Raw genomic sequence first — 16,530 nt, 5'->3', positions numbered from 1 at the left:
AATCTTTTTTCGATTTTCTTCCTTTTTTAACGTAAAAAATAGCACTATCCTATATAATTAAAGTGACGAAACCAACTAAAAAGGAGTGCTATTTATGTATAAGAATTATAACACGAAACAGGTTACTTTATCACTGAATTTAGATATTTATTTAGAAGAAAATGATATCGCTTTTGCGATTGATGAGTTAGTAGAAAGCATCCCTGTGGATGTGTTCTCAGTTTTTGAGCATCGAATGGGAACTTCGTCTTATCATCCAAAAATGATGTTGAAGCTTATTCTGTGTGGCTACACTCAATCTATTTTTTCAGGCAGAAAGATAGAAGCTATGTCTAAAGACAGCATTCGTGCCATGTGGTTAACGCAATCACAGACACCTAACTTCAGAACAATTAATCGATTCAGAGTGAACCCACTGGTTCAACCGATACTTCAAGAATGTTTTATTCAATTTAGAAATCAGCTTGTTTCTCAACAATTAATTGATGAAGAAGCTATTTTTATTGATGGAACAAAGTTAGAAGCCAACGCAAATAAATATACCTTCGTTTGGAAAAAGAGTACACAACGTTATGAAGAATCTTTGAGAGAAAAGTCAAAGTCCTATTATCAACAACTTGTAGAAGAGCAAATTATTCCATCTATTTGTTCAGAAGATGATGAGTTAAACACAGGAAATTTAAAACAAATCATTGATGAGTTGGAAATAAAAGTAAGTGATTTAAGCACTAAAATTGAAAATACTTCAGATGTTCAAGAGAGAAAAGAACTTCGTTCTGAGCGTAAAGAGCCTAAAAAAGCATTGAAAGCTTTTTCTGACTTTATCTATAGAAAGCAAAAATATAAAGAACAACATGATATTTATAACGGTAGAAATAGCTACTCTAAAACAGATCATGATGCCACTTTTATGAGAATGAAAGATGACCACATGATGAATGGTCAGTTAAAACCTGGATATAACGTTCAAATTGCAACCAATCATCAATACGTTTTAGCATATGAAACATTTTCAAATCCAACGGATTTTAAAACAATGATTCCCTTCTTAGATACTATCAAGAAATCTTATTTTGACTTACCTAAATACATTGTGGCAGACGCAGGTTATGGTAGTGAAGAAAACTATCAAGCAATTTTAGATGATTTTGAAAGAACTCCATTAATTACTTATACAATGTATCAGAAAGAACACACTAAAAAATATAAACAAAATCCATTCATTCCAGATAACTGGATTTATAATGAATTGGCAGATACTTATATTTGCCCGAATAATCGAGAAGTCAAATTTAGAAATTACTCTACTCGAACGGATAAATCTGGATTCAAAAGACAACTTAAAATATATGAATGTGAGTCTTGTTTAAATTGCCCAGTTAGAGCATTATGTACTCGTGCGAAGAGTAGTAAAAATCGAGTGATTCAAAGAAATGGGAATTGGGAATATTTTAAAGCTCACGTAAGAGAGCTTTTGAAAGAGGATGTCACAGGAGAAATATATCGTCAAAGAAAAATAGATGTTGAACCAGCCTTTGGAAATCTGAAGGCTAATTTGGCATTCAATCGATTCTCTGTAAGAGGAAAAGATAAGATTTCACAGGAGCTGGGATTTGCGTTAATGGCACTAAATTTAAGAAAACTGAGAAAAAATAGGAAGGATATTAGTAAGAGATCACGAAAAAACAAGCATTCTGAAATGAGAGGTTTCATTTTGGAATGCTTGTTTTCTGTAAAGAGACTTTTGGGTCAGCCTCTTTTTATTTTAGTTATTTTCACAAAAGAACATTTTAATGTCTTTTGTGAAAATAAACATGATTATATATATCGAACAAACACTTGTTATTTATTTTCAATAAATAAACGTTTAGAAATAAAATAACTTCTAAATTGCAACATTAAGTTAGCCACTCTGGTAAAAATATCTAAATATCAGTGTTATTTTATTGAAACCCTTACTTACCAACATGTTTTGATCTTAAGATTTTGAATTTCTTCTAAAAACAATGTTGCTGGTTGTCTATAGTTTAAAATTTTACGCGGCAAAAGATTAACCTTTTCAGTAGCCAGTTGTATGAACTGCTTCGAATAGTGACAGATAGGAGTTCCTTTCGGAACAAATTGCCGTAATAAACCATTATGTCTTTCGTTTGTTCCTCGTTCCCAAGATGAATAAGGGTGAGCAAAGTAGATATCAGTCATTTGTTGCAGAGTATCATCAAGTGAGCTAAATTCACTGCCATTATCAGCAGTAATCGATTGAAATATGCTACTAAATCGGGCTCTTCCAAACTCATATTTTAACTGTTTAATAGCGTAACTAACAGACTCTTCAGTATGATCATCTAGAACAACAGTAATCATGTAGCGAGTTTTTCTTTCAACAAGTGTAAGTAGAGCATTATCATCTTTAGATTTTGAACCAATGACACTGTCTATTTCCCAATGACCAAACTCTTGTCTAGAATCAATTTTGCTAGGTCGTTCATCAATTGATTTTCCAAGAGCTTTTTTATGCTGACGACTTCTTTTCTTTTTAGGTGATAGTCTAACTTTCATCTTGAGATGATGATTTCTGACTGGTAAAAAACCTTTATCAATATAGTTATAAAGTGTCTTAGTAGAAACAATAGGTTTATCCCAAGTCCCTAAAGACTTGATAAAGCCAACAATTGCATCTGGTGACCAATTAAAGTCTATCATTTGTTTACAAGCATAATTAATAAAATCAACAGCACTAACTAGCTTAGATTTCGAACCACAGCGTTTCCTGTTTTCTATGTATTTAGCTTGCCCCGTATCAGCAAAATAGAGTTGTTTAGGTTTCTTATTTTCTTTGATTTGCGTGGTCGTTCCTCGTTTAAGCTCATTACTTATTGTTTGATGGTGTCGGCCTAATCGTCTACCAATTTCTCTATTAGAGTCTCCCATATTATGCCAAACTTCAATAAGCTGCCTTTCCTTTAAGGAAAGATGTTTATAACTAGATGTCTTTGTGTTATTCTTAATTTTCACCATGATAAAAATTCCTTTCGTTGTTGAGTAGTTACTTCAATGATACACGAATTTTTACCATGGTGTTTTTTTATTATTTTAGAGTGGCTAACTTGATTTTACAACTAAGCAAATAAAATAACTTGAATATTAATAAAGAATTTAATCTCTAAATTGCAACATTAAGTTAGCCACTCTGGTAAAAATATCTAAATATCAGTGTTATTTTATTGAAACCCTTACTTACCAACATGTTTTGATCTTTAGATTTTGAATTTCTTCTAAAAATAATGTTGCTGGTTGTCTATTAGCAGAAGGTTCAATTAATCAAGCTTTATATGCTAAAATTGTGGCAGCAATTGATGAAGTACATACAGCTTCAGAAGTTGAAAAAGTTATGGCTAAGTTATTATTCTCTAAAGTAGAACCAGGTAAACCAGGTGCTAACAATAATAAACCAGGAACAACTACTTCTGTAAATAAACCAGCAACTGGATCAACAACAGCAGGATCTAAAGGATCAGCTGCCAAAGGATCTACAACGGGATCAAAAGATTCATCTAAGCAATTACCACAAACAGGTGAAGAAGTAAGAAATGGCTTAATTGCTGGTGGATTAGCTTCAGTTTTAGGTGGGGCAGCATTATTTTTCAGAAAACCAAGATAACAAATTTCTATTAAATAAGTTTTTACTAACGACATTATTGAATACAAAAAACTCCCTGAGAATCCAATTCTTTAGGGAGTTTTTTTGTAAAGTGAGTTCAAAAAATAGTATTCGTAGAAAACTAAAGCTTAGTTATCTATGAATATTTCTAATTAAAGATTAATAAAGCGTTATAGTCAGTCATCTTAATTCAATATGTACGAAAGTTTTGCTAGTAAGAAGAAAAAGGTAAAGGTTGCATACTTCAAGCTAAAATAGTCACTATAGTAAGACCTAGAAATTAATATATCAATTTACAAATAATAAAAACCTCTATGAACTATTCTTTTTGAGAGGTTTTTTTAAATCTTATTGGTATAATAAGTTAAACAAGGAGGTTTTTTTATGGTTCAAAAGGCAAATGAACACACGTTAATGACTAAAGAACAAATTAGAGAATATATAGGAGAGCATTTTCCTCTTTTTAATTCAGGTGCCGATGTAGATGTAAGGGAAATAGGTGATGGGAATATTAATTATGTCTTTCGTGTTATTAAGACAAATCAACAAGAGAGTTTAGTGGTGAAACAAGCAGATAAGCTACTTAGGTCTTCTGGACGCCCTTTGGATATAGACCGTAATAAAATCGAAGCAGAAGTATTAAATATTCAATATAAGTTAGTTCCTGAGTATGTTCCAGAAGTTCTTTTGTATGATGAGAAGATGGCTGTTATGGTGATGGAAGATATATCAATCTATGAAAACTTACGTTATGCCTTATTAGCCAAAAAGGTATTTCCAAAATTAGCTCAACAAATTAGTCAGTTTTTAGTCCAGACATTAGGAAATACAAATGATGTTGTGATGGATAAGCGTCAAAAAAAAGCATATGTAAAACAGTTTATTAATTCTGATATGTGTGATATTAGTGAAGATCTTGTCTTTACAGAGCCTTATAATGACTATAAAAAACGTAATGTTATAACCTGTGGTAATGAAGAATTTGTTCAAAGTCATTTATATGATAATCATGAGTTAATTGCGGAAGTTGCTAAATTAAGAGAGCAATTTATGAATCATGCACAAGCATTAATTCATGGTGACCTTCATTCTGGTTCGATTTTTGTGACCCAAGAAGGGATGAAAGTGATTGATCCTGAATTTGCCTTTTACGGGCCTATGGGATATGATATCGGCAATGTTTTAGCACATTTATTTTTATCATTAGTAGGTAATGGAAGCAACGAAGAAGACGATAAATTTGATATGTGGGTTTTAGAGACTATTAGTTTTATTTTTGACCATGTATCATCAGGCCTCAAACAATTAATATTTGATCAAACAAGGGTGTCTTTATATAAGACTGAAGAGTTCATAAATTATTATGTTGACCAGGTTATGGTAGATGCTCTTGGTTATACAGGGACAGAAATCATTAGACGTGTAGTAGGAGATTCAAAAGTGAAAGAGCTAGTGGATATAAAGCAGGGTCCCCAAAAAGTAAAAATAGAACAAAAGATTATTCAACTAGCTACTGAATTAATTATGAATCGCCAACAGATAACTAAGGGTAATCAATTAATTAAAATCTATAAAGATATATATTCTTAGGAGGAATGAGATGGAGAGAGCAGATTATGGGATGCCATTTTTATTACAATATGAAAATGTAGCTTGGTATGAAGATGGCAAAGTGAGAATATTAGATAGGCGTATATACCCGACAGAAGTTAGCTACGTAGAGTGTACAAGTCATATTGAAGTTGCTCAGGCGATTACAGATATGGTGACTCAAAGTGCTGGACCTTACACAGCAGCTGGTATGGGGATGGCTTTAGCAGCTTTTGAAGTAAGAGATAAATCTGCAGCACAGCAATTAGAGTATTTGAATAAAGCAGCTCATACAATTGGCTATGCTAGACCAACTACTGCTAACAGAATGACTAAAATCACTAGCAATTGTGTTGAGGTAGCAAAAATTGCTTTGAGTCAGGACCAAAATGTGGTATTAGCTATTTTTAATGACACGATAGATTCTTTAAACCGTCGTTACACTACTATGGATAAAGTGGGACGTACTTTATTAAGACAACTACCTAAAAATGGTAAATTATTGACTCAATGCTTTGGAGAAACAATTATTGGAACACTCTTCAGGGCAGCAAGAGAGTCTGGTTATGACTTAGAGGTCTTTTGTGCAGAAACGAGACCTTACTTACAAGGGGCTAGATTGACTGCTAGTTGTGCAGCTGACTTGGGTTTTAAAACAACAGTGATTACAGACAATATGGTAGCCTATTTATTTGAAACACAACATATTGACTTATTCACCTCAGCAGCAGATTCTATTACAAGAGATGGACATATTGCTAATAAAATTGGAACGAATCAAATTGCTATTTTAGCCCAAACGTATGGTGTGCCATACTTTGTAACTGGCATTCCAGATGAGGATAAAAAAAATAGAGAAGCTATCAAAATTGAACAACGTGATCCACAACTTGTTTTAGAGTGTCGTGGTATTCCTAATACATTACCAAATGTTGAAGGGATTTATCCTTCATTTGATATTACACCTCCTACAAGAATTAGTGGAGTAGTCACAGATAAAGGTATTTATTCACCTTTTGACTTAGAGAGCTATTTTGAAAAAGAAATAACAAGATTCTATTAAAATGATAAGGAAATGAGTAAAATGAAATATTTAAAAGAGAGAACCATGTTGGTAAATTATGGTAAAAAAATGTTGTCAGAACAATTGACCACAGGAACTGGAGGAAATCTAAGTATCTTTATTCGAGAAGCTGGTGTTATGTTGATTACACCTAGTGGGATCCCTTATGAAGAGACAAAAGTTGAAGATATTGTTTTGATGACTTTAGATGGAGAAGTATTGGAAGGTGAGCGACAGCCATCTAGTGAATATGATATGCATCGTATTTTTTATGAAAAAACAACAGATATTAATAGTGTTGTTCACACTCACTCAGAATTTGCAACGGTATTTGCTTGCCTTCAAGAAGAAATTTTACCCCTTCACTATATTATTGGTTCTATCGGTGAGAAGGTTAGGTGTTGTCCTTATGAAACGTTTGGAACGAAAGAATTAGCTCAGACGGCATTTGAGTATATTGGTGAGGATAAGGGATTATTGTTAGGGAATCACGGGGTAATTGCTGTAGGAGAGGATTTACCAGCAGCTTTTTCGGTAGCTAAAGATATTGAATTTGTCGCTAGACTTTATTACCGAGCGAGATCTATTGGCCAACCTGTTTTATTGAATGAGGAGCAATTAACTGAAGTTGTTGAAAAATTTGGAACTTATGGGCAATTGAGAACGTATGGAAAATAAAACGATCGTTATAAAAATCTTGGATTGAAAATTTCAAGGTTTTTTTCATATGTTTTTTCGACTATTTATTTAGGATATAGTTTGTTATGATATAACCAGATAAACTAAGGTGGGGGCGGTAGTGAGTGAAAATTACTATTAAAGAAATAGCTGAAATAGCTGGTGTATCAACAACAACAGTCTCACAAATTTTAAATCATAAGGGTGATAGATTTAGTGAAGAAACTAAGGCAAGAGTATTAAAAGCTGTTAAGGATTTCGATTATAATCCAGATTATTTTGCTAAAAATATGATTAGTAAACAATCAAAAACTGTGGGAATGATTGTACCTGATGTGACAGATTTGTTTTTCTCTAAAGTTATTGAAGGTGTGGAAACTTATTTTAATAAAAAAGGGTATATGATTTTATTATGTAACTCAAGACATTCAGAAAATATGGAAAAAGATTATATCAAACAACTCCAAAATAGATCAGTAGATGGTATTATTTTGGCTAGTCCAAACTCCCATGAACTTGAAAAAGATTTGAAGCATAGTCCTTATATTTTAATTGATAGAGGTCTGAACACACGTAAAGAAGGTAATTTATTAGTTGATGAATACAAAGGGACATATGATGCAGTACAACATCTGATAGATGGCGGGCATTCCAAAATAGGGATGTTAACTAATGAAATTGGTTATTATGAAATGACGGAACGTTTTGATGCTTATTATGATTGTTTGATGAATAACAATATTTTATATAAAGAAGATTACTTAAGTCGTGGCCCTTTAACTATTGATGGTGGTTATCAAGCAGCTAAAATATTATTAGCAAAGATACCACTAACAGCTCTATACTGTGGAAATGATCAGATGGCAGTTGGTGCTTACCGAGCAGCAAGAGAACTAAGCTTAACCATTCCTGATGATTTATCTGTCGTAGGATTTGATGATTTAGAAATTTCTTCATTTTTAACTCCACCTTTAACAACTGTTTTTCAACCAGCTTTTGAAATTGGCTATACAGCAGCTAACTACTTACTTAGAGCTATTGAGTTTCCGAATGAACCAGTACCTAATAAAACTTTTGAAACAAAATTTATTGTTAGAAATAGTACAAAAGTAATTGACAATAAGTGATATACATGATAAATTACTTATTGAAAGCGCTGTTATAAATTGAAAATGATTAGTAAATCGTTTTACTGATTTTTATTAGATACTTCGTAAAACGTTTTACTAAAAAGAATTGGGGTATTTTATCATGAGAATGGTTGATTTAATAAAAAAGAAACGAGACGGTAAAACATTAACAAAAGAAGAGATTGATTTTATTGTTGATGGCTACACATCAGAGGATATTACAGATTATCAAATGAGTGCCTTTTTAATGTCAGTTTATTTTCAAGATATGACAGATGAAGAGATAACTTGGCTGACAACGGCTATGAGTCAGTCGGGGGATGTTATTGATTTATCAGATATAGAAGGTATTAAGGTAGATAAACATTCAACAGGTGGTGTTGGAGACACAACAACAATTGTCTTAGCGCCATTAGTGGCTTCTGTAGGTGCATCTGTGGCTAAGATGAGTGGTCGTGGTCTTGGCCATACAGGTGGAACAATTGATAAACTAGAGGCTATTCCGGGTTTTCAAGTAGAAATACCTAATGATCAGTTTACAAAACTTGTTAATGAGAGTCATGTGGCTGTGACAGGCCAGTCGGGTAACTTAGCACCAGCTGATAAAAAAATCTATGCTTTAAGAGACGTTACAGCAACTGTTGATTCAATTCCATTAATTGCCAGTTCTATTATGAGTAAAAAAATCGCTTCAGGTGCTGATGCGATTGTGTTAGATGTGACAACTGGTGATGGTGCTTTTATGAAAAATTTAGATGATGCTGAGCGTTTAGCTCATACAATGGTGAGAATAGGTCATTTAGCTAATCGTCAAACAATGGCCATTATCTCTGATATGTCTCAGCCTTTAGGAAATGCGATTGGTAACTCTAATGAGATTATTGAAGCAATTGATTCACTTAAAGGAAATGGGCCTGAGGATTTAATGGAAATGGTTTATGTTTTAGGAAGCCAAATGGTAGTTTTAGCTAAAAAAGCAGATACACTAGAAGAGGCTCGTAATATGTTAGAAGAGAGTATTAATAGTGGAGCTGCAGTAGATAAATTTAAAGAAATGATTCGTAATCAAGGCGGTGATGATTCAATTGTTGATCATCCTGAGCTTTTGCCACATGCTAAATATACTATTGAAGTACCTGCTAAAAAATCAGGTGTAGTATCTAAAATTGTGGCAGATCAAATCGGTGTTGCAGCTATGATGCTTGGAGCAGGGCGTCGTACTAAAGAAGAATCAATTGATTATGCAGTGGGTCTTTATTTAAATAAAAAAGTCGGTGATGAAGTTGTTGAAGGTGAGCCATTAGTGACAATCCAGGCTAACAGAGAAGATGTGAAAGATGTCATGACTGTTATCTATGACAATATTGAGATTGGTGAATCTGGTGAGGAACCTGTTTTGATTCATAAAATAATAACCGAATAATAAAAAAAAATTATGAAAAAAAGTTCATATTTTTCTAATGAATATTGAAAATTTCTCTCAAAAATAGTATCTTTAATTTTAGAGGTAACATAATCTATTAAAGTCTTTTATACTTAATTACATCTGTCATATTTTTTTATTTTAAACCTAAGCTATAATTAATGAATATTAATAAAGTAAGAGTTTTCATACGAAAAAGCACAAAATGGGTTATAATGATTATTAGAAACAGATGATGGAAGAAGTAAAAAAGATTATTAATATAAAAAGGAGGGGTTTGGTATCACCAAAACATTCTCTGAATTGTCTAAGGTTAAGATGCCGAGAAAAGAAAAGGAGATAGCACGATGACAAACGAAAAAGAAAAATGGATTGAGCATGCCAAACATGCTTATCACAAAGCTTATGTGCCGTATTCTAAATTTCCAGTCGGTGCAGCGCTGGTGACAAAGTCAGGGAAAGTATATGAAGGCTGTAATATTGAAAATGTTTCTTATGGCTTAACAAATTGTGCTGAACGTACAGCGATTTTTAAAGCTATTTCAGAAGGTGACAAGGAATTTAAACATTTAGTTGTCGTTGGACACACTAGAGAGCCTATATCACCGTGTGGAGCATGCCGACAAGTATTAGTCGAGTTTTGTGAACCAGATATGCCTGTTACATTATGTAATTTAGAAGGGGATATTAAAGAAACAACGATGCGAGAATTATTACCATATTCTTTTGTAGAAGTAGAAGTTGAATAACTATATCAAAATACAAAAACTAAGCGGAGGTTTTTCAAGATGAAGAAATCAACAAAATTTGGTGCAGGACTATTAACAGCAGGATTAATTTTAACTCTAACAGCATGTGGTGGCGCAGACAAAGCCGATAAAACAATCGGTGGAGAAAACGTATCTGATGCAAAACCAGATAGCGAAGTACATACAGCAGCTATCATTACTGACGTTGGTGGGGTAGATGATAAATCATTTAACCAATCAGCTTGGGAAGGTTTAAAATCTTGGGGTGAAGAAAACAAACTTGAAAAAGGTGTTAAAGGATACGATTACTTCCAATCAACAGATGCTAGCCAATATACAACAAATATTGATCAAGCCGTTTCAAGTAACTTTGAAACAATCTTTGGTATTGGTTACTTACTAACAGATGCTATTGCAGCTGCAGCTGATCAAAATCCAGAAACTCAATTTGGTTTAGTAGATGCTGTTATTGAAGGAAAAGATAACGTTGTGTCATTAACATTTAAAGATAATGAAGCAGCTTACTTGGCTGGTATTGCAGCAGCTCATTCAACAAAAACTGATAAAGTAGGTTTTGTTGGTGGTGAAGAAGGTGTCGTTATTGACCGTTTCCAAGCTGGTTTTGAAAAAGGTGTTGAAGACGGAGCAAAAGAATTAGGTAAAGATATTAAAGTTGATGTGAAATATGCAGCTTCATTTGGTGATCCAGCTAAAGGTAAAGCATTAGCTGCTAATATGTATCAAAGTGGTGTGGACATCATTTATCATGCATCAGGTGGTACTGGAACTGGTGTATTCCAAGAAGCTAAAGATTTAAATGAAAAAGCAAGTGATGATAAAAAAGTTTGGGTTATCGGTGTAGATAGAGATCAAGAAGAAGATGGAAACTACAAAAACAAAGATGGTAAAGAAGATAACTTTACTTTAACTTCAACTGTTAAAGGTGTAGGAGCTGCTGTTAAAGACGTAACTGAAAAAGCTCAAAAAGGTGAATTCCCTGGTGGAGATACTTTAGTTTATGGTCTTAAAGAAGGCGGTGTTGAATTAACTGAAGGTCACTTAGATCACAAAGCAATTGAAGCAGTTAAAAAAGCACGTAAAGATGTTATTGATGGAAAAGTAGAAGTTCCAGAAACTCCAGAAAAAGCAGCTAAAAAATAATAATTAAAGACACACAAATCAGAAGACTTTATGGGAAGTAGACATAATGAAAATGGAAAACTTTCCATAAAGTTTTTTCTTTTTAGGCTTTAAAGAAATGAGAAAATAAATTTTCTCTTTCCTTCAAAGTCTAAACTTTGAAGTGTGATAATAATGAAGAGGTGTGAAATCATGAGTGAGGAAAATTATGTCATAGAGATGCGTAATATCACAAAACAATTTGGTGATTTTAAAGCAAATGACAATATCAATCTCCAGATTAAAAAAGGTGAGATTCACGCATTGTTAGGAGAAAACGGTGCTGGTAAATCAACCTTAATGAATATTTTATCTGGATTGCTACAACCGACAAGCGGTCAGATTTTTATGGACGGTCAACCGGTCACAATTGCAAACCCGACAGATGCAAATCGTTTGGGAATTGGTATGGTGCATCAGCATTTTATGCTAGTTGATGCTTTTACAGTAACTGAGAACATTATATTAGGTGATGAACCAATTAAAAATGGTGTTCTTGATAGTGGTAAATCAATCAAAGAGTTAGAGCGTATTTCGAAACAGTATGGTATGGAAGTGAATCCAAATGCTTTGATTAGTGATATTTCTGTTGGGATGCAGCAGCGTGTTGAGATTTTAAAAACACTTTATCGTGGCGCTAATATTGTTATTTTCGATGAGCCGACAGCTGTGTTGACTCCTCAAGAAATTGATGAGCTGATTTTAACTATGAAAGAGTTAGTTAAAGAGGGTAAATCTATTATTATTATTACGCATAAGTTAGATGAGATTAAGAAAGTAGCTGATCGTTGTACGGTTATTAGGCGAGGTAAGAGTATTGATACGGTTAATGTTGCAGACGTATCATCTCAACAATTAGCTGACTTGATGGTTGGACGTTCTGTATCATTTAAAACAGAGAAAAAACCGGCTGATCCAAAAGAGGTAGTTTTATCTGTAGAAGATTTGGTAGTTAAAGATAGTCGTGGACTAGATGCTGTTAAAGGTTTGAGTTTAGATGTTAGAGCTGGAGAAGTTGTAGGTATTGCAGGGATTGATGGCAATGGTCAAACAGAATTAATTCAAGCGATTACTGGTTTGACAAAAGTTGAGTCAGGTAAGGTGATGGTTCGAGATAAAGATGTGACTAATCTAAAACCACGTCAAATTACAGAAACAAGCGTTGGACATGTCCCTGAAGACAGGCATAAGTACGGATTAGTTCTTGATATGACAGTATCAGAAAATATTGCCTTACAAACGTATTACCGCGCTCCAATGAGTAAAAAAGGCATATTAGATCAAGGTTATATGGATTCATATGCTAAACAGCTAATAGAAGAGTATGATGTTCGTACAACAAGTGAAAAAGTACCAGTTAAAGCATTATCTGGTGGTAATCAACAAAAAGCAATTATCGCTCGTGAGATGGATCGTGATCCGGAATTACTGATTGTGTCTCAACCAACACGTGGTCTTGACGTTGGTGCCATTGAATATATACATAAGCGTTTAATTAATCACCGTGATAAAGGTAAAGCTGTTTTAGTTGTTAGTTTTGAATTAGAAGAAATTTTAAATGTATCTGATCGGATTGCTGTTATCCATGCTGGGGAAATCGTTGGGATTGTTGATCCTAAGGAAACTACTGAAAATGAGTTGGGTCTGTTAATGGCTGGTTATTCATTGGAAGAAGCAAGAAAAGAATTAGGCATGAAGGCAGGTGGAACTGATGTTTAGATTTAAATTTAGTAAGATGAATGGTATTTTAGTTCCTATTTTATCTGTTGTTATGGGATTCATCTTAGGTGCTATTATTATGATGATTTTTGGTTACAATCCGATATTAGGGTATAAAGCCATGCTTGATACAGCTTTTCAATCACCAAAAAGTATTGGTGAGATTTTTGTAACAGCCGGTCCTTTGATTTTTACAGCTTTGGGATTCTCGGTTGCAAGTGCAGCTGGATTTTTTAATATTGGTCTTCCAGGTCAGGCTTTAGCTGGTTGGATTGCTAGTGTGTGGGTTGGTTTAGCAATTGGCGAGTCTGTACCAAAACCTATTGCTTTGACTATTGTCATTGTTGTTGGTGTATTAGCCGGGGCACTTGCAGCAGCTATTCCAGGGATACTAAGAGCTTATAACGAAACCAGTGAGGTTATTGTAACAATTATGATGAACTATATTTTATTATACGTCAGTACTCACTTGGTTAATAATGTTATCCCTGAACAATTTATTTCAACTAAAGGAACAACGAAAATGGTTGGAGCAAACGCATCCCTTAGAACAGAATTTTTATCAAGTATTAGTGGTGGTTCAAGGCTTAACTTAGGTATTTTCTTTGCTCTTATTTGTTTAGTTTTAGTATGGTTCTTAATGAAGAAAACAACTCTTGGATATGAAATTACATCAGTTGGTTTAAACCCACTTGCATCTAAGTATGCTGGTATGAATAGTAATAGAATTATTGTCCTTTCAATGGTGATATCAGGAGCTTTAGCTGGTATGGGTGGGGTTGTGTATGGACTTGGTACATTTGGCAACTTCTTTATTCAAAGTAGTTCACTAAGTATTGGCTTTGACGGTATGGCCGTCTCACTTCTTGGTGGTGGTACTTCAATTGGTATCTTACTATCTGCTTTACTATTTAGTATTTTAAAACTTGGTGGACAAGGTATGCCACTAAGAGCAGGTGTACCAACAGAGTTAGTAGATGTGATTATTGCCTCAATCATCTTCTTTGTAGGTATTAGTTATTTAATCAAATTTATTTTGAAAAAAATTGAAGATAAGAACAAAGAGAAAAAAGTAACACAAGTTAGTAAAGTTGAAGGAGGTAAATCATAATGGGTGCAGATACAATGTCAACAATTGCTTCGATTATTACACAAACACTGGTTTACTCAACTCCTCTAGTCTTTACAGCACTTGGTGGAACGTTCTCTGAGCGTGGTGGAGTTGTTAACGTTGGTTTAGAAGGTATCATGGTAATGGGTGCTTTTAGTTCAGTCGTATTTAACTTAACATTTGCAAGTACATTTGGTGTATGGACCCCGTGGCTTGCTTTACTTGTTGGTGGATTCGTTGGTATGTTACTATCTGTTCTACATGCGGTAGCGACAATTAACTTGCGTGCAGATCATATCATTAGTGGTACAGTTATCAACATGTTAGCACCAGCTTTAGCAATTTTCTTAGTTAAAGTGTTGTACGGAAAAGGTCAAACGGATCAAGTTGTTGAAACGTTTGGTTATTGGAAAGTTCCTGGGTTAAGTAAAATCCCATTTATTGGTCCTTTATTATTTGAGAAGACATCAGCTCCAGCTTTTGTAGCGATTCTGTTTGCTATTATTGCTTGGTTTGTTATCTATAAAACACGTTTTGGTTTGAGATTACGTTCAGTAGGTGAGAATCCTCAAGCTGCTGATACGTTAGGAATTAATGTTTACGGTATGAAATATGCTGGTGTGTTAATTTCTGGCTTCTTAGGTGGTATTGGTGGTGCGGTATTTGCTCAAACAATTTCTGGACGATTCGCTATTACAACGATCTCTGGTCAAGGTTTCATCTCGATGGCTGCGATGATCTTTGGTAAGTGGAATCCTCTTGGCGCTATGGGAGCAGCCCTATTCTTTGGTTTTGCACAAAACTTAAGTATTGTAGGAGACAGCTTACCAATTATTTCAAGTATTCCAAAAGTTTACTTAGAAAGTGCACCATATGCATTAACAATTATCGTTTTAGTATTGTTCTTTGGACGCTCTAAAGGACCTAAAGCAATTGGTAAAACATATATTAAATCTAAATAATATGATTTATGACCCTTCTCTAGTTAGTACCTCTATATTAGAGGAGGGTTTTTAATAAAATATAAGTGGAAGAAGGAATAGAAATGTTTAAAAGAATTCACTTAATCGTTATGGATTCTGTGGGTATTGGAGAAGCTCCAGATGCAGAAAAATTCGGTGACAAAGGTAGTCACACGCTAGGTCATATTGCTGATACTGTTGGTTTAGATGTACCGAATATGGAAGAATTAGGATTAGGTACTATTGAAAATCTTAAAGGTGTAAAACCAGTCAAAGATCACCTAGGTTATGCAACAAAATTAGAAGAAGTTTCTGTTGGTAAAGATACAATGACAGGTCACTGGGAAATTATGGGACTTGACATTCAAACACCATTTAGAGTATTCCCAGAAGGTTTTCCGCAAGACCTATTAGATAAAATTAGCGAATTTTCAGGACGTGGTATTATTATGGGGGCAAATAAACCTTATAGTGGTACTCAAGTTATTGAAGATTTTGGTGAAGAACAAATGAAAACAGGAGACTTGATTATCTATACGTCAGCTGACCCTGTCTTACAAATTGCAGCTCATGAAGATGTGATTCCATTAGATGAGTTATACCGTATTTGTGAATATACACGTGAGATCACAAAAGATGATCCTTATATGATTGGTCGTATTATTGCTAGACCGTACTTGGGTGAGCCTGGTAACTTTAAACGTACACCAAATCGTCATGATTATGCTCTTGATCCATTTGGTAAGACAGTACTGAATTCTTTAGAAGAATCTGGAAAAGATGTGATTGCTGTTGGTAAGATTAATGATATCTTTAATGGGCAAGGAATAACAGATTCTGTTCGTACAGCATCAAATATGGATGGGGTAGATAAATTATTGGATGTAATGAAAGAAGACTTCACTGGATTAAGTTTTACTAACCTAGTTGATTTTGATGCATTATTTGGTCATCGTCGTGACACTGAAGGATATGGTAAAGCTTTGGAAGAATTTGATAAAAGACTTCCAGAAATTTATGCAGCTATGGAGGAGGATGATTTATTGATGATCACAGCTGATCATGGTAATGATCCAACCTTCCCTGGAACAGATCATACACGTGAGTATGTACCACTATTAACATATAGTGAAAAAATGACTGGTCATGGCCAATTACCACAAGGTCATTTTGCTGATATTTCAGCAACAATTGCAGATAATTTTGATGTTCCTGCAACAGAAAATGGGAAAAGTTTTTTAAAATTATTGAAATAAGGGGTTTAT

Annotated in this window: 14 protein-coding genes; 13 read left to right on the top strand and 1 reads right to left on the bottom strand. The window is 34.0% G+C overall.

The features are described 5' to 3' along the window. Window positions 1–94: 94 nt before the first annotated feature. Window positions 95–1,882, top strand: a complete 1,788-nt coding sequence (locus VSF34_RS09805; protein ID WP_370659257.1) for an IS1182 family transposase — start codon at window positions 95–97, stop codon at window positions 1,880–1,882. Between the two features lie 77 nt (window positions 1,883–1,959). On the opposite strand, the gene VSF34_RS09800 is transcribed toward VSF34_RS09805, so the two are convergent. Then, the gene (locus VSF34_RS09800; RefSeq protein WP_326717113.1) at window positions 1,960–3,018 is read right to left on the bottom strand and encodes an IS30 family transposase; all 1,059 of its coding nucleotides are present in this window, start codon (window positions 3,016–3,018) and stop codon (window positions 1,960–1,962) included. 325 nt (window positions 3,019–3,343) lie between these two features. Here VSF34_RS09800 and VSF34_RS09795 point away from each other — a divergent pair, with 325 nt between their 5' ends. The 12 genes from VSF34_RS09795 to deoB all read left to right on the top strand — a co-directional run bounded on the left by VSF34_RS09795 (window position 3,344) and on the right by deoB (window position 16,521). Further along, the gene (locus VSF34_RS09795) at window positions 3,344–3,661 is read left to right on the top strand and encodes an LPXTG cell wall anchor domain-containing protein (RefSeq protein ID WP_326717112.1); all 318 of its coding nucleotides are present in this window, start codon (window positions 3,344–3,346) and stop codon (window positions 3,659–3,661) included. A gap of 384 nt (window positions 3,662–4,045) precedes the next feature. Next, window positions 4,046–5,251 carry an S-methyl-5-thioribose kinase gene (mtnK, locus tag VSF34_RS09790; protein ID WP_326717111.1) on the top strand — a complete coding sequence of 402 codons (1,206 nt, stop codon included), beginning with the start codon at window positions 4,046–4,048 and terminating at the stop codon, window positions 5,249–5,251. A 10-nt stretch (window positions 5,252–5,261) separates the two neighbouring features. Further along, window positions 5,262–6,314: a s-methyl-5-thioribose-1-phosphate isomerase gene (locus VSF34_RS09785; RefSeq protein WP_326717110.1), complete on the top strand. Its 1,053-nt coding sequence runs from the start codon at window positions 5,262–5,264 to the stop codon at window positions 6,312–6,314. A 12-nt stretch (window positions 6,315–6,326) separates the two neighbouring features. After that, window positions 6,327–6,992 carry an L-fuculose-phosphate aldolase gene (locus VSF34_RS09780; protein ID WP_326717109.1) on the top strand — a complete coding sequence of 222 codons (666 nt, stop codon included), beginning with the start codon at window positions 6,327–6,329 and terminating at the stop codon, window positions 6,990–6,992. 125 nt (window positions 6,993–7,117) lie between these two features. Further along, window positions 7,118–8,119 (top strand): LacI family DNA-binding transcriptional regulator, encoded by a 1,002-nt coding sequence (locus tag VSF34_RS09775; protein ID WP_326717108.1) that lies wholly within the window; start codon window positions 7,118–7,120, stop codon window positions 8,117–8,119. A gap of 124 nt (window positions 8,120–8,243) precedes the next feature. After that, window positions 8,244–9,545 (top strand): pyrimidine-nucleoside phosphorylase, encoded by a 1,302-nt coding sequence (locus tag VSF34_RS09770; RefSeq protein ID WP_326717107.1) that lies wholly within the window; start codon window positions 8,244–8,246, stop codon window positions 9,543–9,545. A 347-nt stretch (window positions 9,546–9,892) separates the two neighbouring features. Continuing rightward, window positions 9,893–10,294 carry a cytidine deaminase gene (locus VSF34_RS09765; protein ID WP_326717106.1) on the top strand — a complete coding sequence of 134 codons (402 nt, stop codon included), beginning with the start codon at window positions 9,893–9,895 and terminating at the stop codon, window positions 10,292–10,294. 39 nt (window positions 10,295–10,333) lie between these two features. After that, complete coding sequence (locus VSF34_RS09760; protein ID WP_326717105.1) at window positions 10,334–11,455, top strand: BMP family lipoprotein; 1,122 nt, start codon at window positions 10,334–10,336, stop codon at window positions 11,453–11,455. A 171-nt stretch (window positions 11,456–11,626) separates the two neighbouring features. Further along, window positions 11,627–13,192 carry an ABC transporter ATP-binding protein gene (locus tag VSF34_RS09755; RefSeq protein ID WP_326717104.1) on the top strand — a complete coding sequence of 522 codons (1,566 nt, stop codon included), beginning with the start codon at window positions 11,627–11,629 and terminating at the stop codon, window positions 13,190–13,192. Then, window positions 13,185–14,303 (top strand): ABC transporter permease, encoded by a 1,119-nt coding sequence (locus VSF34_RS09750; protein ID WP_326717103.1) that lies wholly within the window; start codon window positions 13,185–13,187, stop codon window positions 14,301–14,303. The genes VSF34_RS09755 and VSF34_RS09750 overlap by 8 nt, the downstream gene beginning before the upstream one ends. Next, a complete protein-coding gene (locus VSF34_RS09745) occupies window positions 14,303–15,265 on the top strand; it encodes an ABC transporter permease (protein WP_326717102.1) in 963 nt (320 codons plus the stop codon). The genes VSF34_RS09750 and VSF34_RS09745 overlap by 1 nt, the downstream gene beginning before the upstream one ends. A gap of 83 nt (window positions 15,266–15,348) precedes the next feature. Further along, a complete protein-coding gene (gene deoB / locus VSF34_RS09740; protein ID WP_326717101.1) occupies window positions 15,349–16,521 on the top strand; it encodes a phosphopentomutase in 1,173 nt (390 codons plus the stop codon). Window positions 16,522–16,530 lie beyond the last annotated feature (9 nt).

Origin of the sequence: Vagococcus jeotgali, from assembly GCF_035918315.1 — a bacterium.
In the GTDB taxonomy this organism is placed as follows: Bacteria; Bacillota; Bacilli; order Lactobacillales; family Vagococcaceae; genus Vagococcus; species Vagococcus jeotgali.
This window is presented reverse-complemented; position numbering and strand designations above follow the sequence as displayed.